This is a genomic window from Nocardia sp. NPDC101769, assembly GCF_044766925.1.
Classification (GTDB): domain Bacteria; phylum Actinomycetota; class Actinomycetes; order Mycobacteriales; family Mycobacteriaceae; genus Nocardia.
Genome location: NZ_JBIWMX010000043.1, coordinates 24045 through 50927 on the forward strand (window position 1 = coordinate 24045; position 26883 = coordinate 50927).

The following is a 26883-nucleotide window of genomic DNA, read 5'->3' on the forward strand; positions in this document are numbered from 1 at the left end:
AAATCCCCCATCCCATGATCACGAGGCGACCCCGATCGGGGCGTCAGCGAGCCACCCTACCGCCGCCCACCGACAATCTGTCGGTGCCCACCCTCCGGCAACCTGTCGGTGCCGGGCGGCAAGATCACGGGCATGACCGACGAGGAGAGGCGCTGGGCCGATCCGCACGCCACCACGGCGGTGCGGAGATTCCTGCGTCGGCACCGTCGAGCGGTGGAGACCATGCTGATGGCGGCCCGGCTGGACCGGCTGGACGAATTCGCCGATGCCGCAGCGGAATACGCCGCCGACCCCGCCGGGTCGGTCACGCCCGAGGGCGCGGCGGTGGTGTTCGCCATCGCGCAGCGGGCGGCGATCGCGTATCGGACCGGGGCGCAGCGGGAGCAGGGGTTCATCGACCGGTTCGTCGACAGCTGGCTGAACGAGCACGGGTACGCGTTCGCGGCCGCGGTCGCCGAGACACGGCGGGGCCTGCGGATCGAGGATCCGGAGCCGCGAGCGGGACGGATGACACCGTGGCTGCGGGCGACCGCGCCCGGTGAGGAGCCCGAGCCCGCCGCGGAGACGTTGAGTCTGCGGGTGCATGCCCGGCTCGGGGCGCAACCGCCATCTCCCGGCGCGGGCACACCGCACGCCCCTCCGGACCCGAAATCGGTGACCACCGACCAGATTCGGCGACTGGAGGCGGCCATGGTGGACGGCAGGCGATGGCGGGCCGCCGCCCACCGGCGGCTGGTGCTCGACGATCCCGCGCTCGGTCAGCTGGCCCGGCGGCTGGTCTGGGCGAGCTTCGACGGCCGCGGCACCCTGACGGGCACGTTCCGGATCGATACCGAGGGCGTGCTCCGGGCCGTGAACGATGGGCCCGTCGAGCTCCCACGCGAGACGCTGGTGGGTGTGGCCCACCCGCTGCACCTCGCGGAATACCTGGAAGCATGGCGGAATTCGTTCGCCGGCAACCGGTTACGCCAGCCGTTCGAGCAGCTGGACCGGCGGACGTACGCTCTCACCTCGGAGGAGGCGGAAGCGGATCGTCTGTCCCGCTTCACCGATCGCCAGGTCCGCACCGATCGGGTGTTCGGACTGCAACATCTGGGCTGGGAGGTGTCAGGAGCGCTCCTGTATCGCCGGTTCGGTCTGTCCCGGGAGGTGGCCGTCACGCTGGACCCCGGGCTCGAGGGCGGCTATCGCTACGAGCCCGAGCTCCAGCGGGTGCTGGCAGTAGAGCTCCGGGGCGGCACATTCGGGTCGTTCGATGCCGTCACCGCCTCGGAGCTGATCCGTCAGCTGGAGCGGCTGGCGGCGTGACGTCCGGCGCGGCGGCCGAAGAAGGAACCCGCGCCGAGCTGCGTGCCGCTGGAATAGCCCTTGCCGTCCTGGGCCAGGGTGGAGGCGGTCGCGCCGGCCGCGTAGAGCCCCGGAATCGCTGATCCGTTGTCCCGCAATACTTCCGAGTCGGCGGAGGTGCGCAGGCCGCCGAGGGTGAAGCCCGCGTACAGCGCCTTGCCCAGGGTCAGGTCGAAGGCCGCCCATGGCCCGTGATCCTGCGGCTCGAGCCATTCGGCCGCCTTGTGGAAATCGGGGTCCTCGCCGCGGGCCGCGTTCTCGTTGTATCGGTCGAGGGTGGATCGCAGTGCCTCGTACGGGATTCCGAGGGCGGTCGCCATCTCCTCGACGGTCTCCCAGCCGTCGATGAACGGCGCGAGCGGGAACATGGGCCGTTCCATGTGCTCCGAGTCCACGATCAGGTAGGCCGCCGCGCCGGGCTGATCGAGCACGAAGGCGGAGGTCCGCGCGTGATAGGAGTCCTCGGCGACGAAGCGTTCGCCCCGCTGGTTCACCACGATTCCGGTCAGCAGCTTGGCGGGCGGATACACGGGCGCGGTGACGAAGGCCTGGTCCATCATGCGGGTCACGCCGCCCGCCGAGACGCCGAGCCGGATGCCCGAGCCGTCGTCGAAGGGCGTCCCGAGTACGAAGGGCTTCTCGGTCAGCCACGGCACGTGCTCGGCCACCATGTCGGTGTTCATGACGAAGCCGCCGGCGGCGAGCACCACCGACTTCGCCCGCACCGCACCGGTGGTGCCGAGGTGCTTCCAGCTCACGCCGGCCACACTGCCGTCGGCCTCGATGATCAGATTGGTCACGCCGGTCTCGTACCGCACCTCGACGCCGAGTGCGGCGGCCCGCTTCACCAGCAGCTCGATGATCATGGCCGCGCCCTGGGTGTCGCCGGGCACCGGAACCTTGTGCCCGCGCGGCGCGGGCGTCGCCTGATCCCGGTAGGGCCAGACCTTTTCGTTGCCGGTGTACATCAGCCCCTGGGTGCCGGGCTGGATGACCGCCTTCTCCGGGTAGTAGCTGCGCTCGAATTCGAAGCCCAGGCTCTCCAGCCAGCCGAAGTGCTCGACGCTGCCGTCGCAGTAGGCGCGGATCTTGTCCGGTTCGGGATCGCGCGCCACCGACAGCAGGTACTTGTACATCTCCTCGGCCGAATCGTCGTGGCCGGTGGCCTGCTGCACGGCGGTGCCGCCGCCGAGGTAGAAGTGCCCGCCCGCCAGCGCGGTGGTGCCGCCCGCGACGCCGGCCCGCTCCAGGACCAGCACGCGGGCCCCGTTGGCGGCAGCCTCGACCGCTGCGCAGCCGCCCGCGATGCCGAATCCGGCGACGACTACGTCGACCTCGTCGGACCATTCGGCAATCGACGCAGCCGCAAGGGTTTCCGGGATCTGTGTGCTCATTGCACATCCTTCTTGATCTGCTCGAAGAACAGCCGCATATTCGGCCCGATCTCGGCGAGTTCGATGAACGGCACGCCCGAGGCCGCGCCGTCGAGGTAGGCGAAACGCATCTGCCCGCTCATATCGCCCTGCTGCACCGCCGGGATCCCCTGCGCCGCGGCATCTTTCAGCGCCGCATCGAAGTCGTCGGGTTCCAGGCAGATGTGATGCAGGCCGGGCCCGCCGCGTTCGAGGAATTCGGTGTAGATGGAGCGGCCGCGCACCGGCTGAATTAGTTCGAGCTGGGTGTCGCCGCTGTAGGACAGCGAGATGTGCGCGGTGAAGTCGGCGGGTTCGCCACGGTAGACGCAGCTCTCGGGCCCGAAGTGGACCTCGGGCATGCGCATCCAGCCGCCGGCGCCCATGATGGTCTTCAGGAACTGTTCACCGGCCGCGATGTCCTCGACCACCCAGGCGATCTGGGTGACCGGGCCGCGGGCCACACTTGTGCTGTCCACCCCGGCAGTTAATCACAATCGCTTAAATTGGCAAGGGCTACTCTTCGTCGGGATCCGGATCGGACGGCGCGGTCCACCCTTTGTTGCTCAGGCCGTAGAACGTCGAGACCAGCAGATACAGCACCAGAGCCGTGATCGGCGACAAGAATCCGACCCCGATGCACACCGCGTAGACCAGGATGCCCGGCCAGGCCCGCCAACTCTCGCGCCGCGCGTAATCCGCACCCAGACCGGGCTTCAACATTTCCGGCCGCTTCGCCAGCCGCCACCACATGGGCGCCCACGGCACGGTCATCATCACCCCGACGATCCCGTACAGCGCCACCGCCACCACCGCGTCCCGGCGCGTCCCGTGCACCACATTGTCGGCCACCACGATGGTCGGGAACGGCACCAGCGAAATGCCCAGCAGCAGCATCAGATTCCACCACCGCAGCACGTGGTCGATGCGCCGCAACCGCCCGAAGAAGGTGTGGTGGTTCATCCACACGACGCCGATCGTCATGAACGACGCCAGATAGGCCACGTACGACGGCCAGGTATGCGCCAGCGCCTGCAGCAGGCGCCCGGGCTCGTGGTCGGGCACCCTGATATCCAAAATCAACAGGGTGATGGCAATCGCCATCACCCCGTCGCTGAACGCTTCCACCCGGGCGGTTCCGGCGAGCGTGCGATCCGGAACCGATCCGTCACTCATGGACCGAAGCGTAACCCGATTCCGTGATCGCCTCAGATCGCTTGACCCGCTTGATGGTTCGAACCGTGATCGCCATCAGCAGCACGGTGACGCCGATCATGAGCGCGCTCGACAGCCAGGCCATGGTGTGGATGGGCAACCGGTAGGCGAGCACCACCCGCAACACGGACTCGCCGACCAGGCCCACGCCCCACATCCCGGCGATCCGGTTGTGCACGTGGCGCACCAGCGGGTCGGTGTGGAACTTGTGCTCCATCTCCGCCAGCTTCGCCGGTGAGTTCGCGAAGGCCTTCCGGGCCGCCATGTAGGTCAGCGGCCTGCCCAGCAGCGCGCTCACCCCGAATGCCAGCCCGATGACAGCGGTGGTGAGCGAGTCCCGCACGATCATCATCCGGGCGTCGCCGCTGATCAGCGAGCTCGCGATGCCGAAGACGAAGCCGGCCAGGATGAGTGCGGCCAGGACGTCGACGCGCCGGGCCCGGATCACCTCGACGAGGACCACGACGCCGGAGAACACCGCGCCCGCCAGCAGCGCGAGGAAGTCGGAGTACCCGGCCCAGTGCAGGAGGTAGTACGCCGCGAGCGGCACCGCGATGTCACGGGCGGTGGGTGCGAGCATGCGCAGCAGGTTCGGCCGGACCTGCGACTGCGGCGCGGGCACTGCGGTGATGTTGTCGGCCATGGTCGGAACTCCTGTAATCGGTTCGTGCGCTACAGGAATGACGCTACGGTCGCGCCGACCTCGCCGAATCTGCCAACCATCACCTTCCGGCCATGACAGTTGTCATGCCGGTTCCGGACACGCCGTTCGCTGCCATCCCAGCTTCGGGCGGACCAGCGACGATGATTTCCGGACCGGGCGTCGTCTCCATTCCCGGGGACCGAAACACCGATTCGAGGAGTTGACCATGTCCTACGTGACGCAGCCGGGCGATCCGGTCTGGACCGATCTCTTCACCACCGACACCGACAGCGCCATCGATTTCTACGGCGAACTGTTCGGGTGGAGCGCCGATGTCGCGCCCGAGTACGGCGACTACATCACCTTCCGCAAGGACGGCCGGGCCGTGGCGGGCGGGATGCGTAACGGCGGGAACAGCGGGCCCAATCAGTGGACCGTGTACCTTGCCAGCCCGGACGCCGAGGCGACCTCGGCGGCCGTGATGGCGTCCGGCGGGATGATCGCGGCGCCGGTGACGGCGGTCGGGGCCCTCGGCAAGTTCGGGGTGTTCGGGGACAACGGCGGGGTCGGGATCGGCGTGTGGGAAGCCGGCACCATGGCCGGGTTCGAGCAGCGCGGCGTGGTCGGCGGCGGGCACTGGGAGGGGCACGTGGGCGCACCCTCGTGGTTCGAACTGCACACCCGCAGCTATGACGACGCCCTGAAGTTCTATCGCGAGGCCTTCGGCTGGAAGGACCCCTTCGCGATCGCCGATACGCCCGAATTCCGGTACACCACCATACATTCCGTGACGCCGATGCTGGGCGGCGTGATGGACTCGACCAGCTTCCTGCCGCCGAGTGTGCCCGGATACTGGACCGTCTACTTCGGCGTCGAGGACGTGGACGCCGCCGTGCGCAAGGTGGCCGAGCTGGGCGGCAGCGTGGTGCGGCCCGCCGAGGACACCCCGTACGGCCGCCTGGCGGCGGTGGCCGACCCGTCCGGCGTGCGATTCAGCCTGGGCGGCAACAAGTCCTGACCGGGCGCACTGCTGCGTGCACCCGCTCGATACCGGCCCTGCACAGGACGAACGGCCCGGTCCCCACAGTGACCGGGCCGTCCGGAACATCCCGCGGCGACGTGGTCGGCGCCCCAGCAGCGATTCGGACGCCGCCGCGGGAAACTCAGCCGCCGGTGACGACGGAGCCACGCACGCCGGTGGCCAGGGTCTGCTGCCTGCCCAGTCCGGCGACCTCCACGACCACGACATCGCCGTCGCGCAGATAGGGTTTCGGCTCCGGCCGGCTGACCGCGACGCCGCCCGGGGTTCCGGTCAGCACCAGGTCGCCGGGTTCCAGGGTCATCAGCGTGCTCAGGTACCGCAGCAGTTCGCCCACTCCGGCGACCATGCTGCCGGTCGTACCCGCCTGCCGCTGTTCGCCGTTCACCCACAGCTGCAGGCTCAGCGCCTGCGGTTCGGCGACCTCGTCGGGTGTCACCAGCCACGGGCCGATGGGGGTGAAGGTGTCGAACGATTTGCCCTTCACCCAGGTCGGTTCGCCCGCAATGCCATTGCGCTCGGTCACGTCGTTGGCGGTGACATAGCCGCCCACCGCCCCCAGCGCGGTGGCGGCGTCCGGGCAGTCACGCAGCGCGCGGCCGATCACCACGCCCAACTCCACCTCGTGGTCGGTGGCGCGGCTGCCGGGCGGCAGCTCGATGGCATCGTAGGGACCGCTCACCGTGGTGCCCGGCTTCAGGAACACCACGGGCCGTTCGGGAATGGCCGCGCCGATGGCAGCGGCGTGGTCGGTGTAGTTGAGCCCGATGCCGATCACCTTGCCGGGCCGGGCAATCGGTGCGCCGACCCGCGCGGCCGGATCCACCTCGGGCAGGTTTCCGGCGGCGAGCGCGGACCGCACCGCGCTCAACGCCGCCGGATCACCCAGCAGCCGGCCGTCGATATCGGCGGTGACGGACGACAGATCGCGCAGCGCGCCCTCATCATCGATGGCCACGGGACGCTCGGCGCCCCGGGCCCCTACGCGCAGCAGTTTCATACGTCGCCTCCCGGCTGCTTCATTTCTCGGCCCCCGATTGCTCGGCGGCCACGGCCGCCACCCCCGCGCCGCCCGGCAGGTGTTCGTGCGCGATGCAAATACCCAACTGCTGCAACAGCATTGCTCCGGCGCTCAGGCAGCGCTGTTCGTCCGGCTCGATCTCGATGAGCGAATACGCAGCGGCGAAACCGGTTTCGCGCAACCGGTCCTCCGGCAACGTGTTCCGGCCGCACACGGCGACCACCGGCACACCCGCGGCCCCCGCGGCGGCGGCGACGCCCGCGGGCGCCTTGCCGTGCAGGGTCTGCTCGTCGAGCTTGCCCTCGCCGGTGACGACCAGGTCCATGCCGGCCAGCTGCGCGTCGAAACCGACCAGCTCCAGCATCAATTCGATGCCGGGACGCAGGGTCGCGCCGAGGACGGCGAGCGCGGCGAATCCGACACCCCCCGCGGCGCCGGCCCCCGCCGCGTCGCGCCGATCCGACCCGAGTTCCGCGGCCAGCCGCTGCGCCCACTGCCCGAGCGCGGCGTCCAGCTGGGCCGCCTGGGCCGGATCGGCGCCCTTCTGCGGCCCGTAGACCGCAGCGGCCCCATAGGGCCCGGTGAGCGGATTGTCGACATCGCAGGCCACCGTGACCTCGACGCCGTCCATCCGCTCGCGCAGGGCGGTCAGGTCGATGGAGTGCACCCGGGTGAGAGCCGCCCCGCCGTCGCCGATGGGCTGCCCATCCGCATCCAGCAGCCGGGCGCCGAGCGCCTCCAACAGACCTGCGCCGCCGTCGGTTCCGGCGCTGCCGCCGATGCCGAGCACGATGCGGCGGCACCCGGCCGCGACCGCGGCCGCCATCACCTCGCCGGTGCCCCGGCTGGTGGCGGTCATCGGTCGCAGCCGGCCTTCCGGCAGCCGCACCAGGCCCGATACATCCGCCATCTCCACGACCGCGAGATCGTCGCGGCGGGCGTAGGCGGTCAGCACCGGTTCCCCGGTCGGCCCCGACGCGGTCAGCGGGACCGCGTCGAAACCGGCTGCGAGCGCGGCGGCGACGGTGCCGTCACCGCCGTCGGCCACGGGCACGACCGCCACCGAGGCGTCCGGACGCGCCCGCCGGATTCCGGCTCGCACGGCGGCCCCGACCTGCGCCGCGGTCAGCGAGCCCTTGAATTTGTCGGAGGCGATCAGCACACGAGCCATGAGAATCCTCTAGTCCAGCGGGACGGTTGCGGTCGGGGCGTCGACGAAGGCCGAGGCCAGTTCCTCGAACTCCATGACCTCGTTGATCTCACGCGCGCCCATGGACACATTGGTGACGCGCTCGAGAATGCACTCGACCACGACGGGCACCTTGAATTCGGCCATCAGCGACTTGGCCTTCTCGAAGGCGGGACCGATGTCCTGCGGCTCGAAGACGCGAATCGCCTTGCAGCCCAGACCCTCCGCAACCTTGACGTGGTCCACGCCGTAGCCGTTGACCTCTGGCGAGTTGATGTTCTCGAAGTCGAGCTGGACGTAATAGTCCATCTCGAACGCCCGCTGTGCCTGCCGGATCAGCCCCAGGTACGAGTTGTTCACCAGCACATGGATGTACGGGATGTTGAACTGGGCGCCGACGGCCAATTCCTCGATGAGGAACTGGAAGTCGTAGTCACCGGACAGCGCGACGACCTGCTCGTCCTTGCACGCGGTAGCGACACCCAGCGCGGCGGGCAGGGTCCAGCCCAGCGGACCGGCCTGACCGGCGTTGATCCAGTGCCGCGGCTTGTACACGTGCAGCAGCTGCGACGCCTGAATCTGCGACAGGCCGATGGTGGTGACGTAGCGGGTGTCCCGGCCGAACGCCTTGTTCATCTCTTCGTACACGCGCTGCGGCTTCAGTGGCACGTTTTCGAAGTGCGTCTTGCGCTGACCGGTCGCGCGGCGGGCACGCACTTGCTCGACCCAGTCGCCGTGGTCGGTCAGGCCACCCACGGCGTCAAGGGATTCCGCGACGGCAATGAACTGCTCCAGGGCCGCGCCGGCGTCGGAGACGATGCCGTAATCGGGCGCGAAGACCCGGCCGATCTGGGTCGGCTCGATGTCGACGTGCACGAACTTGCGGTCCTTGGTGTAGGTATCGAGACCACCGGTGTGGCGGTTGGCCCACCGGTTACCGATGCCCAGCACGAAGTCGGCGGCCAGCATCGACTCGTTGCCGTAGATGTGGGAGGTCTGCAGACCCACCATGCCCGCGTTCAGCTCGTGGTCATCCGGAATGGTGCCCCAGCCCATCAGGGTCGGGACCACCGGAACACCGGTCAGCTCGGCGAACTTCACCAGCAGCTCGTCGGCGTCGGCATTGATGATGCCGCCACCGGCCACGATCAGCGGGCGCTCGGCGGCGTTCAGCATCGACAGCACCTTGGCGGCCTGCGCCTGAGTGGCGGCCGGGCGGACGACCGGCAGCGGCTCGTAGGTGTCGATGTCGAACTCGATCTCGGCCAGCTGCACGTCGATCGGCAGATCGATGAGCACCGGGCCCGGACGGCCTTCGCGCATGAGCCAGAACGCCTTCTGGAAGGCGCCGGGCACCTGAGCGGGCTCGAGCACGGTGTGCGCCCACTTGGCCAGCGGCTTCGCGATGGACGCGATGTCGACGGCCTGGAAGTCCTCCTTGTGCAGCTTGGACACCGGGGCCTGGCCCGTGATGCACAGGATCGGAATGGAATCCGCGCTGGCGGCGTACAGACCGGTCACCATGTCGGTGCCCGCCGGGCCCGAAGTCCCGATGCAGATGCCGATATTGCCGGGCTTGGCCCGGGTGAAGCCCTCGGCCATGTGCGAGGCGGCCTCGACGTGGCGGGCCAGCACATGCTTGATGCCGCCGTGGGCCTTCATGGCGCTGTAGAACGGGTTGATCGCGGCGCCGGGCAGGCCGAAAGCCTGTGTGGCCCCTTCCTTTTCCAGGATCAGGACCGCCGCGTCGACGGTGCGCATGCGCGCCATAATCAGTTCTCCTTGTCCAGCTTGCCGCTCAGGCGCTCGACGCCGCGCAGCAGTGCAGAGTGGTCCAGGTGGCCGTCACCATTGGCGCGGGCCGAGGCGACCAGCTGCGCGATGAGCGAGCCGGCCGGGGTCACCAGACCGGCCTCCCGGGCGGCGGTGGTGAAGATGCCCATGTCCTTGTGGTGCAGGTCGATGCGGAAGCCCGGCGCGAACTCGCGGTTGATCATCTTGTCGCGCTTCTGGTTCAGCACGGCCGAACCGGCCAGGCCGCCGCCGAGCACGTCCAGGGCGGGGCCCAGCTCGACGCCGTAGGCCTCGAGGAAGACCACGGCCTCGGCCACGGCCTGGATGTTGCTGGCCACGATGAGCTGGTTGGCGGCCTTCACGGTCTGGCCCGCGCCATTGGTGCCGACGTGCACGATGGTCTTGCCGACGGTGTCGAAAACCGGCTTGGCGGTGGCGAAATCCTCGGCCGAGCCGCCGACCATGATGGACAGGGTGGCGTTCACGGCGCCCGGCTCGCCGCCGGAGACGGGGGCGTCCAGCAGGCGGAAGCCACGCTCGGCGGCCTGCCCGGCCAGCTCCTGGGTGATATCCGGGCGGATGCTGGAGAAGTCGATGATCAGCGCGCCGGGCTCGGCGGTCTCGAAGACACCCTTCTCACCGGCCAGTACCTCCTGCACGTGCGGGGAGTCCGGCACCATCACGGCGATGACCTCCGCGCCGCGCACGGCGTCGGCGATCGAGGTGACGGCCCGGCCGCCCGCGTCGACCAGTGGCTGGGCCTGGGCCGGGTTGCGGTCGAAGCCCTTGACGGCGTGGCCCGCGTTCTGGAGGTGGACGGCCATCGGGCTGCCCATGATGCCGAGGCCGATGAAAGCGATGTTGGTCATGATCTGTTCCCTAATCCTCTGTCTTGCACGTTCTCTGGGTCTCTGGACGGCGGACTACTTCGCGGCGCGTCGTTCGCGCGGCAGCCATTCGAAGGCGTCCTCGGAACGGCCGGACGGCTTGTACTCGAGACCGACCCAGCCCTGGTAGCCGCGCGACGCGAGGTCGGTGAGCTGAAGCTCGAGCTGGAGCTCACCGGTGCCCGGCTCGTTGCGGCCCGGGTTGTCGGCGATCTGCACGTGGGCGATCCGGTCGGTGTACTCGGAGATCACCTTGTCCACGTCGTCACCGTTCACGGCGAGGTGGTAGAGGTCGGCGAGCAGGCCGATATTGCTGACGCCCGCGTAGGCCTGCACCTTGTCGATCACGGCGAGGCCGTCGACGGCCTTCAGCAGCGGGTAGCGCGGCGCGCCGGAGGCGGGCTCGACCAGGATGGTGGCCCCGATCCGGGAGGCGGCCACGGCCGCCGCCGCCAGATTCTCGACGGCCAGCTCGTCCTGCCGCTCCGGGGTGGCGTCGTCGACACGGTTGCCGTAGAGGGCGTTGAAAGCCCTGGTGCCCAGTCGTTCTCCGATGCCGACCGTGACGTCGATATTGTCCTTGAACTCCGCGGACCGCGACGGCCAGGAGACCAGGCCGCGGTCGCCGCCGGCCATGTCACCGGCGAAGAAGTTGAGGCCGATCAGCTGCACGCCCGCGTTCTGCACGGCGGCGACGAGGGCGTCCACGTCCCGGTCCGACGGGACCGCCTCGGCGAACGGCCACCAGAACTCGATGGCGTCGAATCCGGCCTGCCGCACGGCTTCCGGGCGCTCCAGGATGGGCAGCTCGGTGAACAGCAGCGAGCAGTTCACGGCGTAGTCGAGCGAGTGGGTCATCAGGAATCCCTCCAGTTCGTTCCCGCAGCGTTTCCGCTATTTTCCATAATGCGGAAATATTTTTTCGGGATATGAAAAGGCTAATGCTCCCGAAACAACCCCGTCAAGAGAGTTCCGGGAGCTACCGGCCAGTACGGCACGAGATATACGAAATAGCCGATTCGGTCGCGGATGTCGTCGACTCAGCCGCGGATATCGTCGTCCAGACGATCGCCCAGATCGTCCTTGCGATCCTCGGCAGCCGCGAACACCGAAGCGCCCGGCTTGTTTCCGCGTTTGATCTCGTTGAACAGCAGGTTCAACATGATCGCCACGATGGCCGTGGCCGAGATGCCGGAGTGCATGATCACTCCGAGCCAGGTCGGGAACTTGTCCCAGAACGTCGGCGCGGCAATCGGAATCAAGCCCACGCCGATGGCCACCGCGACGATGACCATGTTGAGGTTGTCGGTGAAGTCCACCCGTGCCAATGTGCGAATGCCGCTCGCCGCTACGGATCCGAACAACACGATGCCCGCGCCGCCGAGGACCGGATAGGGAATCCCGGCCACCACCGCGCCCACAATCGGGAACAGTCCCAGCACGAGGAGCACCAAACCGCCTGTCGCGACCACGAATCGGCTCTTGATGCCGGTCAGCGCGACCAGCCCCACGTTCTGTGCGAACGCGCTGCACGGGAAGCTGCTGAACAGCGGTGCAACCGCGGAGGAGAGCATATCGGCCCGCAGACCGGCCGCCACCCGCTTGGAATCCGCCTCGGTACCAACGATCTCGCTGATCGCGAGGACGTCGGCCGTGGTCTCGACCATGATCACAACCATCACGATGGTCATCGACACGATCGCCCCGACCTCGAAGATCGGCCCGCCGAAGTGCAGGATCGGTGGCAGCGCCATGATCTTCGCGTCACCAACCGCGGAGAAGTCGGCGCGGTGGGTGAACACCGCGATGATCGTGCCGATCACCAGACCGATGAGAATCGACAGCCGCGAGATCGCGCCCTGGAACAGGCGGCTGATCACCAGGATGATGACCAGGGTCAAACCCGCGAAGCCGATATTGCCCATGGAGCCGAAATCGGCGGCCTTGGCATCGTTGCCCATCGCCCACTTGAAGGCGGTGGGCAGCAACGAGAGCCCGATCACCGTGATGATCGATCCCGTCACCACGGCCGGGAACAGCCGCACCAGTTTCGCGAAGAAACCGGATAGCAATAGACCGATCGCGCCGGCGACCATGATCGCGCCGAAGACCGGGCGAAGTCCGCCGTTGCTGGCGATGGTGACCATCGTCGAGACACTGACGAACGAAATACCCTGCACGATCGGCAATCTGGAGCCGACCGGCCCGATGCCCAGGGTCTGCAACAGGGTGGCCAGACCGGAGATGAATAGGCCGGCTGTTACCAGCAGCGCCATGTCCGTCGCCGAGAGTCCGGCCGCACCTCCCACGATGAGCTGCGGTGCGATCACACCGCCGTACATAGTCAGGATGTGCTGAGTTCCGTAGACCAGCGTCTGCCCGAAGGGATATCGCACATCTTCGGGACGGGTCACGGTCACTTCCACGCGTCTATGGTCATCACCCATCGCCACACCTCCTGGATCAGCAAAAACCGGGTGTGGCCAGCCAGGCGTTCCCCGCCTCGTTGGCGTCGTCACGCTCGACGGTGGCCTCGATGAGGCCGTACGGACGGTCCGCAGCGATGAAGACCTCGCCCGGGTTGTCCACATGGAAGGGGCTGAGGTCCACCAGGAAGTGGTGCTTGTTCGGCGCCGAGAGGCGGATCTCCGCGACCTCGGTGAACTGCTCGAGTACCGAGCGACCCATCGAGTAGAGGGTCTGCTGCAGGGCGTAGGAGTGCACGACGGCGAACTGACGCAGCAGCACCTTGAGGATGGCGTCGTAGGTCTTGTCCCAGTCGACATTGGTGTGGTTGTAGCGCCACTTGGCCACCAACGAGGTCGCCATGATGCGGTCGTTGGTCGGCTGCAGGGTGGTGTACTTGTCCTTGAAGAAGCCGTGGAACTCCGAGCCGGTGGTCTTGAGCAGCGTCAGATCCTTCACACCGGAGACCACGTGGGCCTTGCGGTCGGGGCCGACGCCGTCGATGTTGACCACGGTGGTGCGAATACCCTGGCCCGACTTCACGAACGAGTGATCATGCGGCCGGCCGTCGACCTCGATGCGATCCCAGGCGTACTCCTCAACCTCGATGCGCGCACCGGTGGCGGTGGGGGCACGGGAGATGAAGTGGTCGGCCAGGCTGATGCCGTACTCCTCGATGGAGTGGACGCCCTTCTCCTTGGCGAAGGCGAAGGCGGTGTTCTTCTGGGTGTCCGTGGGCAGCACGTCGGCCTGGTCACCGGTGATGTGGGCGTCGGAGAACTCACCGCGCAGCGACGTGGAGACGTTCAGGTCGCGGATCTGGTGGCGCGGGGTATCGCGGTAGACGCGGACGACGCGGTTCTCGGCCTTGCCGTACTGGTTCTGTCCCAGCTTGATTGCCATGTGCGTTCAGCTTCCTCGGTAGGTGGAATAGGCGAAGGGGCTCATGAGCAGGGGCACGTGATAGTGCTCGCCCGCCTCCCCGGCGACCTTGAAGGTGATGGAGACCGACGGGTAGAAGTAGGTCTGATTCGTTGCGGCGGCATAGCTTTCGATATCGAAGGTGAGCCGGTAGACACCGGCCGCGAGCCCTTCGGGGCCGAGTTCGCGCACTCGGCCGTCGTCATCGGTCTTGCCCTCGGCCAGCACCCGGGCATCCGGGCCGACCTGTTCCAGCCGCACCTCGACACCGGCCGCGGGCTTGCCCAGCGCGGAGTCCAGGATGTGCGTCGTAATGGTGCTCACTGCTCGAATACCTTTCGCAGGCGCAGGACCGCGATCTTGCGCAGCTCTTCGGCCACCACGGCCGCCTCGGCGGCGGCGTCGTTGGCGAGGCGCTGGTGCAGGCTCGCCAGAATCTGCTCGGCGGACAGGCCGGTGGCGCAGATCAGGAAGACCCGGCCGAAACGCTTCTCGTAGGCGCGATTGCCATCCAGCAGCTGCGCGGCGATGGCCACGTCCTGACCGACCCCGGCCTGCTCCTGGCGCGACCACGCGGATCCGGTGTCTGTGCCCGACACACGGTCGCCGATGCGGGGGTGCGCGGCCAGCGCGCGATTCACCTCGGCTCCGCTCAGGGTGCCGGCCAGCTCGCCGGCCCGGGCGAGCACGCTGTCGATATCGGCATAGGGCCGGGCCGCCAGCACACCGTCGGCCCAGGCGGGCACATCACAGCAGGTCAGCAGGTCCGGCCGGAGTTGTTCCCCGGCTGTCGAATTGAATTCGCTCAACGTCACCATCGGCGCTACCTCTCTCGGATAGCGGAAGGGTGATTCCGCTACTCGAGAAGAGTGGCACGGGCCACAACAAGCCGTCAACATTTTGTTGAAGATATACAGATACCGCAGGTCAGGACACTAGCCTGGCATACGTGCCAACCAACCCGAAACGACGACAGCGACGGAGGGCCGACCACTGCCGACCCTCCGTCGCCGATCATCACACCGGCGTCGGTCAGGTATTCCGCACAGCCGGTGCCGCCGCCAGGGCGGCGCTGGTGCGGGATCTGAACAGCTGGTGCAACACCAGGGCCGCCAGACAGCCCGCACTGATCCCCGACGCCAAGATGATCGACACCGGTCCCGGCAGACCGGCGTAGAACGAGGGCGCGACCGTCGGTGTCATGCCGATGAACAGCGCGACGCCCACGATCAGGGAGTTGATCGGATCGTGCAGATCCGCCTTGGCCAGGGTGCGGATGCCGCTCGCGGCGACCGTGCCGAACAGTACGAGACCCGTTCCGCCCAGGGCCGGTTTCGGCACCAGCTCCACAATGGCGCTCGCCACCGGGAACAACCCCAGCAGCACCAGCAGCGCACCGCTGGCGGCCACCACGAAACGGCTGTACATGCGGGTGAGCGCCACCAGTCCGACGTTCTGCGCGAAAGCGCCACAGGCGAATCCACCCATGACCGAGGCCAGCATGGTGCCGACACCGGCCGCGCGCAGACCACCCGCGATGTGCTGCTCCTCGGCGGGCCGGTCCACGATCTCGCCGAGCGCGATCATGGTCGCGGTCGACTCGGTCATCACCACGAGCATCACGATGCACAGCGAGACGATCGCACCGACCTGGAACTGAGGTGCGCCGAAGTGCATGGGCGGTATGAAACCGACCAGCGAGCTATTGCGCACCGGGCCTGTATCCAGCAGTCCCAGTGGCCATCCCGCCACCGAACCCGCGACCAGTCCGATCAGCAGAGCCAGCTGCCGCCCGAACCCTTTCAGAAACCGATGGCACAGCAGCACGACCACCAGAGCGATCGCCGCGTCCAGCAGGTTCTTCAGCGGCACATGCGCCGAGCCCATGGAGCCCTCGCCAGCGCCGCTGATCCAGCCGAGCGCGACCGGCAGCAGCGACAGGCCGATGAGCGAGATGACCGTGCCGCCCACGATCGGCGGGAAAAGCCGATGCAGCCGTGAGAAATACGGGGCGGCGAGGACAGCCAGCGAACCCGCCACCAGGGTGGCCCCGAAGATGACCGGGAGCGCCTCGCCCGGCGCGGCGTCCTTGGCGATGGCCAGGATCGGTCCCACCGCCGCGAACGATCCGCCATTGATGAGCGGCAGCCGCGCGCCGAACTTCCACCAGCCCAGGGACTGCAGCAGGGTGGCCAGTCCCGCGGTGAACAGGCTCGCGGTGATGAGTATGACCGTGTCACGGGTGCCCAGGCCGACCGCGGCGCCCACGATCAGCGGCGGCGCCACGACGCCGGCGACCATGGCGGCGATGTGCTGCAGGCCGCCGGCGAGCAGCTGCCAGGGTGGCGGGACGACATCGACCGGATGTCGTTCGGGCGCTTCGGGTTCCAGGACCACGGGTGCGGTGGACTCCGGCGTGGAGGGAGTACCCGGGACGCCGGGTGCGGATTCAGCAGTCACGGGCGGGCCGGCCCCCTCGATCAGCGGAGGAAGCAGCACTTCCGTCGCGTAGTCGGCCCGATCGCGACGGCCGGACGACCGTCGAAAGTCTTCGGTACGGCGTCGAAACTCTTTGGCCCGCAGGTGAACCGCGTTCGCTCAACGTCTCCATTGGCGCAACCTCTCTCGGATAGCGGAAGGGTCATTCCGCTATCCGAGAAGAGTGGCACGGGCCACATTGGCCGTCAACAATTCGTTGAATATATATCGGTCGGCCGACAGTCCGGTCAGGCGCGTTCGCGGTTCAGGTAGTTGTAGACGGTGAAGCGGGTGACGCCCAGTGCCGCCGCCACGGTCTCCGCGGACTTGCGGAACGTGAACGCGCCCCGCTCTTCCAGCAATCGCACAGCACGCTGCTTGTCGACGCGCGGCAGACCCGCCAGCGGCCCACCCAGCTCCGCCGCCACCTCGTCCAGCAGCCGCTCCAGGCCGCCGAGGCTGTCGGACTCGGGCTGACCGAAACGCACGCAGGCCAGGGTCGCCCCTTCCCAGACCAGGGGGACATCGTCGGCGGTGGCCTCCCGCGCGGGAACCAGGCGGCCACCGGTTCTCTCCAGCAGCGGGGCGAGGGTCACCAGCACGGGGTGCGACTCGTCCATCGGCGAAAGCTCAGTCATCCTGCTCGACCTGCATGGTTACCCGGGTCGCCCCGTGCGCGAAGGCGGTCACCATGATCTCGCCCAGCACCGGCAGCAGTCGGTCGTCGGTTCCGGCCACCGAGGTACCGAGCGGACCGAAATCGCATTCCAGACCGGCCGACTCGGCGAGTTCGAGGGCCGCTCTGGCATGCGGCGGCGTCTCCCCTTCACCATGGAACGGTTCGGTCGTGAACTCCGCGCGTAGCCGCATGGGCCTCAGGCTACTGGGCAGAACAGGTGATCTACGATCTGCCCTAGAATTCCGGCATTCGGAAAAACTGAGGAGGACCGGGGTGCCAGCAGCGAAGGAGCCCAAGAGCGGCACCGGGGGCGTGCAATCCATCGAGCGCGCGTTCGGCCTGCTGGAGCTCATGGCCGACGAGGGCGGCATGATGGGCCTGTCCCAGCTCGCCACGAAGTCGGGACTGCCGCTGCCGACCATTCACCGGCTGGTGCGCACCCTGGTGGATCTGGGCTACCTGCACCAGGAGCCGTCGCGCAAGTATGTGCTGGGCCCCAAGCTGATCAAACTCGGCGAGAGCTCCTCGCAGATGCTGGCGGTGCTGGCCCGCCCGCACCTGGCCCGGCTGGTCGACGAGCTCGGTGAATCCGCGAACATGGCAATGCTGGACGGCGATCAGATCGTCTATGTGGCGCAGGTGCAGTCGCGGCACTCCATGCGCATGTTCACCGAGGTGGGCCGGCGGGTGCTGCCGCACTGCACGGCCGTGGGCAAGGCCATCCTGGCCGGTTCTGCGCCGGACCTGACCCGGGAGCTGTTGCAGCGCACCGGAATGCCGCGCTACACCGACAACACCATCACCGATCCGGAGGAGTTCGCCCGGCAGCTGGACGAGGCCGCGCGCACCGGATACGCCATGGACGAGGGCGAGCAGGAGCTCGGCGTGCGCTGCGTGGCGGTCGCGATACCCAAAGCGCCCGCCCGGCTGGCGATTTCGGTGTCCGGTCCGGTGGGGCGGATGACCGAGGAGCTCATCGAACGCGCCGCACCGCTGCTGACAGAGGTCGCCGCCGCCCTGTCCGACGACCTCCGATAGCCCGGCTCTACAACCTCCGGCGCGTCACGGCACGACGAAGGTGGCGAAACCGGGTGTGCAGGTCCCGCCCGGCGCGAGCATCACCACCGCCTGGCCGGCGCCCGTGTACAGCGTTGCGGGCGAAGGGATTCCGTTCAGGCCATCGGAGAGGGTCGCCACCCCGGTCGCCCCGGTCGACAAATCGAGCCGGTTGACCGGCGTGGAGATGGAGCACCCCACCCGCTCGGCTCGGCCCCGGTGACCACGACGACTCCGGACTGGTCAGCGACCACGGGCGAACGCCGCACCGACAACAGCAACCTTGCGAACGAACGTCCTGTCTCGAATCTGCTACGCAGCAATCTCACCGGCGGTTCTCGGTCGCTTACCAGACAGCGGTGTCGTAATCGACCTCATACGACTCGCGAAAAACTCGCGGACCAGGCAATTCGAAAAGGATTCCGCCATGACGACTCCCGAACCGGCCGCAACGCCCGACGAGCCCCGAACAACCGAGCTCCCGGCTGCGGCGCCGACTCCAGCAACCACACAGCGACCCATTACTCGCCCGCCGAACAATATCGGCTGGGCCGTTGCCTCCCTCCTGTTCTTCTGGCCCCTCTCCTTCTCCGCGTTCACCCACGCCCTGAACGTCTTCCCCCTGTGGACCGAAGGCGACGCCGACGCCGCCCGCCACGCCTCGCACCGAGCCCGATACCTCGGCATCCTCTCCCTCTGGATCGGCGGCGCCCTCTTCGTCCTGTTCGCCATCCTCTACATCGTGGGCATGCTGGTCCTCATGCACCACGGCCATCACGGCCACCACAATTGGGGCGGCCCGGGCCCGCGGATGCGCCGCGGCTGACGGTTCCGGGGCCCGTGCACGACCGTGCGCGGGCCCCCAATTTCTTCCTGTACATCCCACAACCGATCGCTGCCAACAATTTCCATAGTCGGGACAGATCCGAGAGGGTTCCGGTTTCGAATCCTGATGCGAAGCCATCGACATCTCCGAATGAGGTTCCATATGGGCACAAGGCAGCCCACCAGTTCGGTTCACCTCCTCCGTCGGCGTGCAGCCCGGGTCGCCGTCGCAGGGGCTCTTCCCCTCTCCCTGGTTCTCCTGGGAGTAACGCCCGCCCTGGCCGACGAGGCGCCACCGGCCGTGACGACCCAGCCGGCCCTGGATATCCCGGACTCGTCGATTCACATCGGCACCCTCCAGTTCGACCGGCCGTTCTTTCTGACCCCCGAGCAGACCCAGCAGATCAATACCGCGACCACGGGCACGGAAACCGCTCTGGCACAGTCGCTCGAAGCGGCCGGGCTCGACCATGCCCACGCCACCGGTGTCGCGAAGGCTGTCCTCGGTGACGCGGCCATCGGCGCGTCGATCGGGTCCGTCCTGGCCAGTCCGATCGCGTGGACCGGGGCCCTGGTCGGCGTGGTCTCGGGCGCGATCGCCGGGCTCCCCTTCGCGCCGATCGGCCTGGTCATCGTCCCCGTCGTCGGCGCCGCCATCGGCTATGCCATGGTCGCCGCACCGTTCATCGCGCTCGGCGCAGGTGTCGGAGCGGCCGTCGGCGTGGCGGACGGTCTGCTCAATCCGGCGCCGACAACCCAGCCTGGCCCGGCCGACGCGACCCAGCCCAGCTGAACACTGTGCAGCTCAGCTGAACCCTATTGCGAGACGACGAGTTCCAGCAGCGTGTAGAGCTCGCGCTGCTGGTTCGCGTTCAGCACGGCCAGCGCCGGTACCGACCCGAAGGACCGCCGGTTTCGGCATGGGCCTGGGGTTCGTCACCATCGCCGCCGTCGGCGAAACCCACGCCGACATCACCGGCCTGGCCTCCGGTTTCGCCACCACCACCCAGCAACTGGGAGGAGCCCTGGGACTAGGCGTCCTGACCACCGTCGCCATCCACCACCGCACCACCCGGCTGGCCGCCGGAGCCTCCCCCAGCGAGGCCCTGTCCCAGGGTTTCCAGCTCACCTACCTCGTGAGCGCGGGAATCCTCACCCTCGCAGCCCTTCTCGTCGCCGTCGGCATCACCGCGACGGCAGGCGCCGCCCGCCCCGACCTGGTGCCTGTCGCCTGACCGACCCGCGAAATCCCGGTACCCCGGTGATCCGTGGAGATCATCGGGGAAGGCGTGCTCAGCGGATAGGCTGAGCGCGACGCCCGGGTCCTGACGCACGTCGGCCGAGAGGAGTTAGCGATGAGCGCCGAGGATGCCGCCACCGCACCGGCCCTGGCCGGTGACCTGTCGGGAATCGTCGGGCGACATCTGATCTATGCGTACGAGAACGGCTGGAAGTACGAGCTCTACGTACGCAATTCGCAGACCGTCGCCTTCCGCTGCCTGATGGGACCGATGTTCGGGCGCTGGTCCACGGCGCAACCGGCCAAGATGATCCAGCTCAGCGGCGATATGTACAAGCTCGCCTGGGTGGAGCCGACCGGGACGGTCACCGTGCTCATCGTCTGGCTCTGCGAGCGCCGGGTGCACACGACGATCTGCTATCCGCAGTGGATGCTCGACTTTCCCGAGAGCACCCTGGGCCACTACGAGGACGACCTCCCGCAGCTCATCGCCGACCGCGACGAGGGCCCGACCTACCCGCAAACCCTGGTCGCCTCCACCGGCCGCATCACCTACCTCGAAACCCGGAAACCCGACGACGACACCGTCATCGACCGCCCACCGGCCAAACTCCCGCACGATTACGCGAATCGCACCAACTGATTCGACGACGCTCACCGATGAGTTCTGCGCGCCCGCGGCGTCCATACCTACAACACGCACTCTGTGAACCCGGTGAAGGAGGACCCAGTGAGCACCAACCCGCTGCCGCCCGTCGTCGACATCGACACCTGGCGGACCGAACTCGAAGCACTGCGTATCCGTGAGAAGGCCGCGACCCGCGAACTCGACGCCATTGCCGCCCAGCGCCGCCGCCTGCCGATGGTCGAACTGCCCGACTACACCGTGGAAGGCGAGGACGGCCCGGTCCGCCTGGCCGACGTCTTCGCCGGAAAGTCCCAATTGATCGTCTACAGCCACATGTGGTTCCCGGGCGAGGAATGGCAATGCCCGGGTTGCACCGGATTCACCTCGCAATTCACCCGTTTGGAGTTCCTGGACCTCTACGACGCCCGCTTCGTCATCGTCACCCAGGGCCCGATCGACGAGGCCCTCGCCTACAAACGCCGCGTCGGCAACCAGATGCCCTGGTACTCCACAGCCAACAGCCCATTCGGCGCGGACATCGACGCCCCGCCCGGCGGCGGCTTCGGCGTCAACGTCTTCCTCCGCGACGGCGACACCGTCTACCGCACCTGGCACACCAACGGCCGCGGCGTCGAACAACTCACCCACACCTTCTCTCTCGTCGACCTCCTCCCCTACGGCCGCCAAGAAGAGTGGCAAGACGTCCCAACCGGCTGGCCCCAGTCCCCCACCTACAACCGCTGGCCCAGCTCCAAGGACATCGCCGCCACCTACGGCACTCCGAATTCCTGAGGCCGCCAAGCAAATAATGCCCGCCTCGCCGATCACGAATCGAGTTTTGTTCCATTCCAACATGATTCACAGCAAACCGACGGTTCCGTTCATTGTTTTGTAACAGGTTCCAGTTAGGGTCTGGGGTGTGTTCCTTCGACGTGATCGTTCGGGCCTGTCCGAGCTGGCGCGCGATCCGCGCGCCGACCACTATCCGATGCCGACGGTGCCCGAGGGGTGGTATGCGGTGCTGCGCAGCAAGCACCTCCGGTCCGGAAAGATCGTGAATCTGCACTACTTCGGCAGGGCACTGATCGCCTTCCGAGGTAGCGATGGCCGGGCTACCGTCCGCGACGCACACTGCCCGCATTACGGCGCCCATCTCGGGGCCGGGGGCCGGGTGGTGGACGGGCTGGTGGAGTGCCCCTTTCACGGCTGGCGTTTCGACGCCGACGGCGCCTGCGCCTCAGCGCCTTTCGCGTCCCGACCGCCGCGCGTGACGCTGGGCGGATTCCCGGTGCGCGAGCACAGCGGGCTCATCTTCGTCTACTCCGGCGCCGGCGAACCGGTGTGGGAAGTGCCCGAGATTCCCGAGGCCACCGATCGTGCCTTCGCCCGCCCCATCGACGATGTCCTGCAATCGCGCATCCACATCCAGGAGATGCGCGAGAACATCGTCGACGAATCCCACTTCCACCACATCCACGGCCAGAGCGAGCCCCCGGTCCAGGACCTCATCCCCAACGGCCCCTTCGCCGAAATCCACACCCGCTTCTGCAAACCCGTCCTCGGCTATCCGGTCGACAACAGCTTCGATGTCTTCATGTACGGCCCCGGCGTCATGGTCGTCCGCACCACCGGCGCACTGATCACCATGACCGCCATCGCCCTCACCACCCCGATCGACGACGCCACCAGCGAACTCCGCATGCTCTACTACATCCGCCGCCGCCCCGGATTCCCCTTCGCCGCTCCAATTCTCAAACTCGCCCTCCGCCTGGTCGCCTTCGGCGAGGTTCGCGAAGAACTGGCCATCTGGGACCACAAGATCCACCGCCCCCGCCCCGTCCTCCTCCCCCACGAAAAGGGCATCAAGTCCCTCCGCCGCTGGTACACCCAGTTCTACCCACCCCAATCACCCCAGGACCTGGAAGATCTGGCACTGCCCGGCACCGCCCGCGACCTGGAACCCCTCGGCTGAAGGACCACCCCGTACCGGCCCGACGAAACGAGCAGGCACCAAGGCATCCCCACCGGCGTGACCGCTCGCGTCGGCCGCCTGCGACTGAGCAGGTCGGGAGGTCAGGTCCGGCTGGTACTGGAGGGTGATGACCATCGGTACCGTGGTGCGATGCCCGCAAGTCTTTGACGCCCCTATGTTTCCGGTATGCGAGTGTTGATGGTCGCGTGGCTGGTCCTGCTGTGCTTCGGAATCGGTGGCGGCAGGGCCGAAGCGCATGCCGGACCAGCGGATCCCGAGCAGGAGCAGGTGGCGTTCGACAGCGACGGGGTGACGCTGCACGGTGCGGTCTATCGGCCCACCGGCGACGGGCCGCATCCGGGGATCGTGCTCATCGGCGGATCGGGCCCGGGGCCTCGGGCCGAATACCAACCCGAGGCCTTGGCTTTCGCGCGCGCGGGCATCAGCACACTGGTCGTGGACAAACGCACTGTCGGATACTCGACCAGCCACCGGGACTTCTCGGTACTGGCCGACGATGCGCTCGCTGGAGTGCGGCTGCTCCGGGCTCGGCCGGATGTGGATGCCCAGCGGGTTGGCCTGTGGGGATTCAGCGAGGGCGGCTGGGTAGCGACACTCGCGGCGTCTCGATCCGCGACGGTCGGGTTCGTGGTCACCATCGGCGGGTCCGGACTGACACCCTTGCGCACTCAGACCTGGTATCTCTCGAATCTACTGCGGCACAACGGTATTTCGAGCCATCTCGAGGAGGCAGTGGGCGGCCCCGGCGCTGCCGTGGTCGACGGACTCGGGGCGTTCCCGGAGGCGGACTTCGACCCGGTGCGCGCACTGCGGCAGGTGCGGGTCCCGGTGCTGGCGCTGTGGGGTGACCACGATGTGAAGGTGCCGAGCGGCGAGAGCGCGGCGATCTTCCAACGTGAACTGGCATCCGCCGGAAACCACTCGGTGACAACACGTTTCGTACCGAATGCCGGCCACAACGGACATCGCACCACCGATGGCTTCGACAGCATCGGCGGCGAGCTCTTCGAGGGCAGGCCGCTGGGTGAACTCGACCCCGGCTACACCGACGTCATGACCAACTGGATCCATGCGGTCGCCGCCGATCAAGCACCGCCCACCAGCGCCGCCGCCCCACCCCAGCAACCAGCCAGCCGCACGCCAGGCACCCACCCCGCTCTCGAGTACGCGGCACCGGCCGCACTACTACTCGGCTTCGCCGCCTACCCACTCTCCGCCCTCGGCCGGATAATGCTGCGACGCAGACCATCCGAGGCCGGCCACGGACCACGCCGATCAGCGCGGGCGGTATCGGCCATCGGACTGCTGGCAACCCTGGGCGCCGTATCCTACGTCGTAGGCATCCTGGCCGTAGGTGGCAAGCTACCGCCGACAGCCTTCGCCGTCGGCCAGCCGCTCCCCTGGCTCCTGCTCCACGCGCTGGCATTGGCCCTCCCCGCAACCGCAGCCATCCTGGCCCTGTCAGCGTGGCGCGCGCGGGCCCAGATGCCCGCACCACTGCGTCGGCAGACGCTCGTACTGCTCGCAACTGCAATGGCATTCGTGCCCTGGGCCCTGCATTGGCAATTGTTCAGCCGATGAACCAGCTCACCACCACAATCCGGCGATCCGTCTCTCAGCGAACATCCTCTGATCAACCAGACAGCAGCGCCAGGTTCGTCATCCTCCGTGCCACCGCCCCAACTTCGGCCGCGGACGGCGGTAGCGAAATATATTGGCAGGCAGCAACATCAGCGCCATTGCCGAGTATTCGACGAACTCACAGAGATAGGCGAGCCTACCTGCCAGGCGAAGTCCCGTCTCCTCCAGCAGTTCCCGATCGAGAGCATCCAGACGCCCTTCTCCTGGCTCGAGACCGCCACCGGGTAAATCCCATCTCCCGTTCTGCCCGGTACCATCTCGAACAAGCAGCACCGCCTTGTCGCAAGGTGCCACGAGGTACACGGACGTCCGTTGAACCAGTTCAGTTTCGGGCACCAGCTGAGCATCGCCATTGATGTCACTGCACAGATACATCCTGCTCATGCGGTCTCCGGGTCGGGCCGAACCTCCCACGGACACAAGTAAATCTGGGCCCAGCCTCACCGAGCGCCATGGTGAGCATGATCCGCTCGCGTTTGGCAACACGCCAGAGGCGAAACGCAACGATAGGCTAGGTCCATGGCCGACGAACAGGAAGTCCCAGCCGAACATCTCGCGGGTGATGCTATCGAGTCGCCGGAGGAGGCGACCAAACGTAAGTTCCGGGAAGCACTCGAGCGAAAGAATGGCCACGCCTCCGCGGGCGGTTCCGCCCAACACTCCGCCAGGGTGCGCGGCACACACGCTCAGGCAGGCGGCAAACGCACCTTCCGCCGCAGAGCAGGCGGCTGACGCGGGAGCGTCACCGTAACTCTGGCTGCCACGTGAACAGCAGAACGACGAAGGCCCGGTCCGTGTGGACCGGGCCTTCTCAGTGGAGCTTGCGGGAAGGTACTCGGAACCAGACGTGCTGCTGAAGCAGCTGGTCAAGGCATCCGAGCATGCAGATCAGGGCACCATGCCGATCGAGCCATCCCTGCCCCTACCGACCGCAGGAAGCACACATGACGGCCGCAACAGCGTTGGTAGCTGCTGCGTTGCAGAACTTCGTAAGAAACCGAGAAGCCCCATATCGGAACCTTTCTCTCGTCAACCAGGAAACCCGAGGAGAAAGGGTCGACCCCATGTCAACCAACCGCACCAAACTCGTTGCCCATGCCTCGGCCGTCGCAGCCGTCGTGGGTCTCTCCGCACTCGCGGGCCGGCCCTCACGAAGAAAGTCCGACATCAGGAACGCTCGTCCACGATGGACCCGCATTGGAATGCGCTTGGCGATCGGAGCCGCAGCCCTGGTTATGCTGCCCTTCAGCGCTAGAGTCGCTTCCGCGGCGGGGTTGACCGCAGGTTTCGACCCTGGACCGAGCGGCGGCTACAAGGCCCAGATCAGTGGTCTGAGTTCCGACGATAAATGTGAAATCTGGTTCGGCAACGACGCAGGTTTGAACGGTGCTCCCACTGCCGGGGGCAACGGCTCGAGCAACGGAACCCTGACCTTTGGCCCGGTCGACGTGGATAGCAACGGATACACCCAGGTGGCAATCCGCTGCACACATAAAGACGGCAGCAAGGTGTTCGACGACTACTTCGCGAACTGGGATTCGCACCACGAGATCACCCTCCAGCAGGGCGGGCCGGACGCTGCCCCGGTGAACAACCCGCTGGGCACGCAGTGGTCGGTGAGCGACACCGGTGGCGCCCCCCAGCCCTGGATCGGCAACTGGACCCAGCAGCCCGACGGAACCTGTGTCAATGGCCATATGGAAGTCGCCGCTGGTGGCCGGGTGAGGTATCCACTGGTGGCCAGGAAGAGTCCCCACCCCTTTGCTGGGGTGGGTGGTTAGTTCAGGGTTGTTCACCTCGCTTGGTTCGGGTTCTCATGCGGTAGGAGTCGCCGTCGGTGATGACGACGGTGGCGTGGTGTAGGAGCCGGTCGAGGATGCTGGCGGCGGTGGTGTGTTCGGGCAGGAACCGGCCCCATTGCTCGAACGGCCAGTGCGAAGCGACTGCCAGGGAGCGGCGTTCGTAGGCGGCCGCGACCAGACGGAACAGCAGTTGGGTGCCGGTGTCGTCCAAGGGTGCGAACCCGATTTCGTCGAGGATGAGCAGGTCCGCGCGTAGCAGGGTGTCGATGACTTTGCCGACGGTGTTGTCGGCCAGGCCGCGGTAGAGGGTGTCGATCAGGTCGGCGGCGGTGAAGTACCGGACCTTGTGCCCGGCGGTGACCGCGGCGTGCCCGAGTCCGATCAGGGTGTGGCTCTTCCCGGTTCCCGGCGGGCCGATCAACGCCAGATTCTGTTGCGCGCGAACCCATTCCAGGTTCGACAGGTAGTCGAATGTTGCTTGCGGGATCGAGGAGGCCGCGACGTCGAAGCCATCGAGGGTCTTGGTGATAGGGAACGCGGCGGCCTTGAGCCGGTTGCGGGCGTTGGAGGCATCGCGGGCGGCCAGTTCGGTGTCGAGCAGGGTGCG

Annotated in this window: 31 protein-coding genes; 12 read left to right on the top strand and 19 right to left on the bottom strand. The window is 67.5% G+C overall.

The annotated features are described in order from the left end of the window. Positions 1-132: 132 nt before the first annotated feature. On the top strand, positions 133-1308 hold the full coding sequence (locus ACIRRA_RS40415) for a DUF4132 domain-containing protein (protein ID WP_402779770.1): 1176 nt from the start codon (positions 133-135) through the stop codon (positions 1306-1308). Here ACIRRA_RS40415 and ACIRRA_RS40420 read toward each other — a convergent pair. From ACIRRA_RS40420 to ACIRRA_RS40435, 4 genes are read right to left on the bottom strand one after another with little or no spacing between them, the layout of a single operon-like run. Continuing rightward, positions 1284-2741: an FAD-binding protein gene (locus tag ACIRRA_RS40420; RefSeq protein ID WP_402779772.1), complete on the bottom strand. Its 1458-nt coding sequence runs from the start codon at positions 2739-2741 to the stop codon at positions 1284-1286. The two genes, ACIRRA_RS40415 and ACIRRA_RS40420, sit on opposite strands and share 25 nt — an antisense overlap. After that, positions 2738-3238, bottom strand: a complete 501-nt coding sequence (locus ACIRRA_RS40425; RefSeq protein ID WP_402779774.1) for a VOC family protein — start codon at positions 3236-3238, stop codon at positions 2738-2740. Before ACIRRA_RS40425 ends, ACIRRA_RS40420 begins: the two co-directional genes overlap by 4 nt. A 37-nt stretch (positions 3239-3275) precedes the next feature. Continuing rightward, positions 3276-3935, bottom strand: a complete 660-nt coding sequence (locus ACIRRA_RS40430) for a TMEM175 family protein (protein ID WP_356999663.1) — start codon at positions 3933-3935, stop codon at positions 3276-3278. Continuing rightward, positions 3928-4617 (bottom strand): VC0807 family protein, encoded by a 690-nt coding sequence (locus ACIRRA_RS40435; RefSeq protein ID WP_402779777.1) that lies wholly within the window; start codon positions 4615-4617, stop codon positions 3928-3930. Before ACIRRA_RS40435 ends, ACIRRA_RS40430 begins: the two co-directional genes overlap by 8 nt. 226 nt (positions 4618-4843) lie before the next feature. Between ACIRRA_RS40435 and ACIRRA_RS40440 the strand changes: the two genes are divergently transcribed. Further along, positions 4844-5635 (top strand): VOC family protein, encoded by a 792-nt coding sequence (locus tag ACIRRA_RS40440; protein ID WP_402779779.1) that lies wholly within the window; start codon positions 4844-4846, stop codon positions 5633-5635. 145 nt (positions 5636-5780) lie between these two features. Here ACIRRA_RS40440 and ACIRRA_RS40445 read toward each other — a convergent pair whose 3' ends face one another. The 12 genes from ACIRRA_RS40445 to ACIRRA_RS40500 form a co-directional block, all read right to left on the bottom strand. Next, positions 5781-6656 carry a fumarylacetoacetate hydrolase family protein gene (locus ACIRRA_RS40445; protein WP_402779781.1) on the bottom strand — a complete coding sequence of 292 codons (876 nt, stop codon included), beginning with the start codon at positions 6654-6656 and terminating at the stop codon, positions 5781-5783. Between the two features lie 19 nt (positions 6657-6675). After that, positions 6676-7848, bottom strand: a complete 1173-nt coding sequence (locus ACIRRA_RS40450; protein WP_402779783.1) for a glycerate kinase — start codon at positions 7846-7848, stop codon at positions 6676-6678. A 9-nt stretch (positions 7849-7857) separates the two neighbouring features. Beyond that, the gene (gcl, locus tag ACIRRA_RS40455; protein ID WP_402779785.1) at positions 7858-9636 is read right to left on the bottom strand and encodes a glyoxylate carboligase; all 1779 of its coding nucleotides are present in this window, start codon (positions 9634-9636) and stop codon (positions 7858-7860) included. A gap of 2 nt (positions 9637-9638) precedes the next feature. After that, the gene (locus tag ACIRRA_RS40460) at positions 9639-10529 is read right to left on the bottom strand and encodes a 2-hydroxy-3-oxopropionate reductase (protein ID WP_402779787.1); all 891 of its coding nucleotides are present in this window, start codon (positions 10527-10529) and stop codon (positions 9639-9641) included. 54 nt (positions 10530-10583) lie between these two features. Then, positions 10584-11405: a hydroxypyruvate isomerase family protein gene (locus ACIRRA_RS40465; protein ID WP_402779789.1), complete on the bottom strand. Its 822-nt coding sequence runs from the start codon at positions 11403-11405 to the stop codon at positions 10584-10586. Positions 11406-11587: 182 nt separating this feature from the next. Beyond that, positions 11588-12961 carry a nucleobase:cation symporter-2 family protein gene (locus ACIRRA_RS40470; RefSeq protein ID WP_402779791.1) on the bottom strand — a complete coding sequence of 458 codons (1374 nt, stop codon included), beginning with the start codon at positions 12959-12961 and terminating at the stop codon, positions 11588-11590. Positions 12962-13010: 49 nt separating this feature from the next. Beyond that, a complete protein-coding gene (pucL, locus tag ACIRRA_RS40475) occupies positions 13011-13916 on the bottom strand; it encodes a factor-independent urate hydroxylase (RefSeq protein ID WP_402779793.1) in 906 nt (301 codons plus the stop codon). A gap of 6 nt (positions 13917-13922) precedes the next feature. Beyond that, the gene (gene uraH, locus ACIRRA_RS40480; protein WP_402779828.1) at positions 13923-14267 is read right to left on the bottom strand and encodes a hydroxyisourate hydrolase; all 345 of its coding nucleotides are present in this window, start codon (positions 14265-14267) and stop codon (positions 13923-13925) included. Beyond that, entirely contained in the window at positions 14255-14752 is a 498-nt protein-coding gene (gene uraD / locus ACIRRA_RS40485) for a 2-oxo-4-hydroxy-4-carboxy-5-ureidoimidazoline decarboxylase (protein WP_402779795.1), read from the bottom strand. Before uraD ends, uraH begins: the two co-directional genes overlap by 13 nt. A 214-nt stretch (positions 14753-14966) precedes the next feature. Further along, entirely contained in the window at positions 14967-16394 is a 1428-nt protein-coding gene (locus ACIRRA_RS40490; protein ID WP_402779797.1) for a nucleobase:cation symporter-2 family protein, read from the bottom strand. 266 nt (positions 16395-16660) lie between these two features. After that, the gene (locus ACIRRA_RS40495) at positions 16661-17050 is read right to left on the bottom strand and encodes a helix-turn-helix domain-containing protein (RefSeq protein ID WP_402779799.1); all 390 of its coding nucleotides are present in this window, start codon (positions 17048-17050) and stop codon (positions 16661-16663) included. After that, entirely contained in the window at positions 17043-17282 is a 240-nt protein-coding gene (locus ACIRRA_RS40500; RefSeq protein WP_356999696.1) for a thiamine-binding protein, read from the bottom strand. The genes ACIRRA_RS40495 and ACIRRA_RS40500 overlap by 8 nt, the downstream gene beginning before the upstream one ends. 82 nt (positions 17283-17364) lie before the next feature. On the opposite strand from ACIRRA_RS40500, the gene ACIRRA_RS40505 reads away from it, so the two are divergent. Next, complete coding sequence (locus ACIRRA_RS40505; protein WP_402779802.1) at positions 17365-18129, top strand: IclR family transcriptional regulator; 765 nt, start codon at positions 17365-17367, stop codon at positions 18127-18129. 24 nt (positions 18130-18153) lie between these two features. Here ACIRRA_RS40505 and ACIRRA_RS40510 read toward each other — a convergent pair whose 3' ends face one another. Continuing rightward, positions 18154-18288 (bottom strand): hypothetical protein, encoded by a 135-nt coding sequence (locus ACIRRA_RS40510; RefSeq protein ID WP_402779804.1) that lies wholly within the window; start codon positions 18286-18288, stop codon positions 18154-18156. Between the two features lie 286 nt (positions 18289-18574). On the opposite strand from ACIRRA_RS40510, the gene ACIRRA_RS40515 reads away from it, so the two are divergent. The 7 genes from ACIRRA_RS40515 (at position 18575) to ACIRRA_RS40545 (ending at position 24414) form a co-directional block, all read left to right on the top strand. Next, positions 18575-18973 carry a CD225/dispanin family protein gene (locus ACIRRA_RS40515; RefSeq protein ID WP_402779806.1) on the top strand — a complete coding sequence of 133 codons (399 nt, stop codon included), beginning with the start codon at positions 18575-18577 and terminating at the stop codon, positions 18971-18973. A 300-nt stretch (positions 18974-19273) separates the two neighbouring features. Continuing rightward, complete coding sequence (locus ACIRRA_RS40520) at positions 19274-19765, top strand: hypothetical protein (protein WP_402779808.1); 492 nt, start codon at positions 19274-19276, stop codon at positions 19763-19765. A gap of 127 nt (positions 19766-19892) precedes the next feature. Further along, a complete protein-coding gene (locus ACIRRA_RS40525) occupies positions 19893-20207 on the top strand; it encodes a hypothetical protein (RefSeq protein ID WP_402779810.1) in 315 nt (104 codons plus the stop codon). 120 nt (positions 20208-20327) lie between these two features. Then, positions 20328-20855, top strand: a complete 528-nt coding sequence (locus ACIRRA_RS40530; RefSeq protein ID WP_402779812.1) for a phenolic acid decarboxylase — start codon at positions 20328-20330, stop codon at positions 20853-20855. A gap of 87 nt (positions 20856-20942) precedes the next feature. Beyond that, positions 20943-21632 (top strand): DUF899 domain-containing protein, encoded by a 690-nt coding sequence (locus ACIRRA_RS40535; protein WP_402779814.1) that lies wholly within the window; start codon positions 20943-20945, stop codon positions 21630-21632. 127 nt (positions 21633-21759) lie between these two features. Continuing rightward, positions 21760-22812, top strand: coding sequence for a Rieske 2Fe-2S domain-containing protein (locus ACIRRA_RS40540; RefSeq protein WP_402779816.1), 1053 nt, complete (start codon positions 21760-21762; stop codon positions 22810-22812). Positions 22813-22998: 186 nt separating this feature from the next. Then, on the top strand, positions 22999-24414 hold the full coding sequence (locus ACIRRA_RS40545; protein ID WP_402779818.1) for an alpha/beta hydrolase family protein: 1416 nt from the start codon (positions 22999-23001) through the stop codon (positions 24412-24414). Between the two features lie 78 nt (positions 24415-24492). Here ACIRRA_RS40545 and ACIRRA_RS40550 read toward each other — a convergent pair whose 3' ends face one another. Then, on the bottom strand, positions 24493-24858 hold the full coding sequence (locus ACIRRA_RS40550) for an NUDIX domain-containing protein (RefSeq protein ID WP_402779820.1): 366 nt from the start codon (positions 24856-24858) through the stop codon (positions 24493-24495). Between the two features lie 135 nt (positions 24859-24993). On the opposite strand from ACIRRA_RS40550, the gene ACIRRA_RS40555 reads away from it, so the two are divergent. Both ACIRRA_RS40555 and ACIRRA_RS40560 read left to right on the top strand, forming a co-directional pair. Next, positions 24994-25206 (top strand): DUF5302 domain-containing protein, encoded by a 213-nt coding sequence (locus ACIRRA_RS40555; protein ID WP_402779822.1) that lies wholly within the window; start codon positions 24994-24996, stop codon positions 25204-25206. 332 nt (positions 25207-25538) lie between these two features. Beyond that, positions 25539-26255 carry a hypothetical protein gene (locus ACIRRA_RS40560; RefSeq protein ID WP_402779824.1) on the top strand — a complete coding sequence of 239 codons (717 nt, stop codon included), beginning with the start codon at positions 25539-25541 and terminating at the stop codon, positions 26253-26255. 1 nt (position 26256) lies between these two features. Here ACIRRA_RS40560 and istB read toward each other — a convergent pair. Continuing rightward, positions 26257-26883: IS21-like element helper ATPase IstB (gene istB, locus ACIRRA_RS40565; RefSeq protein WP_402779826.1), on the bottom strand; the 627-nt coding region annotated here is incomplete at its 5' end.

Bases quoted from the DNA above. Each gene is read 5' to 3' on its own strand.
- ACIRRA_RS40415 (WP_402779770.1), top strand. From the start codon at position 133: ATGACCGACGAGGAGAGGCGCTGGGCCGATCCGCACGCCACCACGGCG.
- ACIRRA_RS40420 (WP_402779772.1), bottom strand. From the start codon at position 2,741: ATGAGCACACAGATCCCGGAAACCCTTGCGGCTGCGTCGATTGCCGAA.
- ACIRRA_RS40430 (WP_356999663.1), bottom strand. From the start codon at position 3,935: ATGAGTGACGGATCGGTTCCGGATCGCACGCTCGCCGGAACCGCCCGG.
- ACIRRA_RS40435 (WP_402779777.1), bottom strand. From the start codon at position 4,617: ATGGCCGACAACATCACCGCAGTGCCCGCGCCGCAGTCGCAGGTCCGG.
- ACIRRA_RS40440 (WP_402779779.1), top strand. From the start codon at position 4,844: ATGTCCTACGTGACGCAGCCGGGCGATCCGGTCTGGACCGATCTCTTC.
- ACIRRA_RS40445 (WP_402779781.1), bottom strand. From the start codon at position 6,656: ATGAAACTGCTGCGCGTAGGGGCCCGGGGCGCCGAGCGTCCCGTGGCC.
- ACIRRA_RS40450 (WP_402779783.1), bottom strand. From the start codon at position 7,848: ATGGCTCGTGTGCTGATCGCCTCCGACAAATTCAAGGGCTCGCTGACC.
- gcl (WP_402779785.1), bottom strand. From the start codon at position 9,636: ATGGCGCGCATGCGCACCGTCGACGCGGCGGTCCTGATCCTGGAAAAG.
- ACIRRA_RS40460 (WP_402779787.1), bottom strand. From the start codon at position 10,529: ATGACCAACATCGCTTTCATCGGCCTCGGCATCATGGGCAGCCCGATG.
- ACIRRA_RS40465 (WP_402779789.1), bottom strand. From the start codon at position 11,405: ATGACCCACTCGCTCGACTACGCCGTGAACTGCTCGCTGCTGTTCACC.
- pucL (WP_402779793.1), bottom strand. From the start codon at position 13,916: ATGGCAATCAAGCTGGGACAGAACCAGTACGGCAAGGCCGAGAACCGC.
- uraD (WP_402779795.1), bottom strand. From the start codon at position 14,752: ATGGTGACGTTGAGCGAATTCAATTCGACAGCCGGGGAACAACTCCGG.
- ACIRRA_RS40495 (WP_402779799.1), bottom strand. From the start codon at position 17,050: ATGACTGAGCTTTCGCCGATGGACGAGTCGCACCCCGTGCTGGTGACC.
- ACIRRA_RS40500 (WP_356999696.1), bottom strand. From the start codon at position 17,282: ATGCGGCTACGCGCGGAGTTCACGACCGAACCGTTCCATGGTGAAGGG.
- ACIRRA_RS40515 (WP_402779806.1), top strand. From the start codon at position 18,575: ATGACGACTCCCGAACCGGCCGCAACGCCCGACGAGCCCCGAACAACC.
- ACIRRA_RS40525 (WP_402779810.1), top strand. From the start codon at position 19,893: ATGGGCCTGGGGTTCGTCACCATCGCCGCCGTCGGCGAAACCCACGCC.
- ACIRRA_RS40530 (WP_402779812.1), top strand. From the start codon at position 20,328: ATGAGCGCCGAGGATGCCGCCACCGCACCGGCCCTGGCCGGTGACCTG.
- ACIRRA_RS40545 (WP_402779818.1), top strand. From the start codon at position 22,999: ATGCGAGTGTTGATGGTCGCGTGGCTGGTCCTGCTGTGCTTCGGAATC.
- ACIRRA_RS40550 (WP_402779820.1), bottom strand. From the start codon at position 24,858: ATGAGCAGGATGTATCTGTGCAGTGACATCAATGGCGATGCTCAGCTG.
- ACIRRA_RS40555 (WP_402779822.1), top strand. From the start codon at position 24,994: ATGGCCGACGAACAGGAAGTCCCAGCCGAACATCTCGCGGGTGATGCT.
- ACIRRA_RS40560 (WP_402779824.1), top strand. From the start codon at position 25,539: ATGTCAACCAACCGCACCAAACTCGTTGCCCATGCCTCGGCCGTCGCA.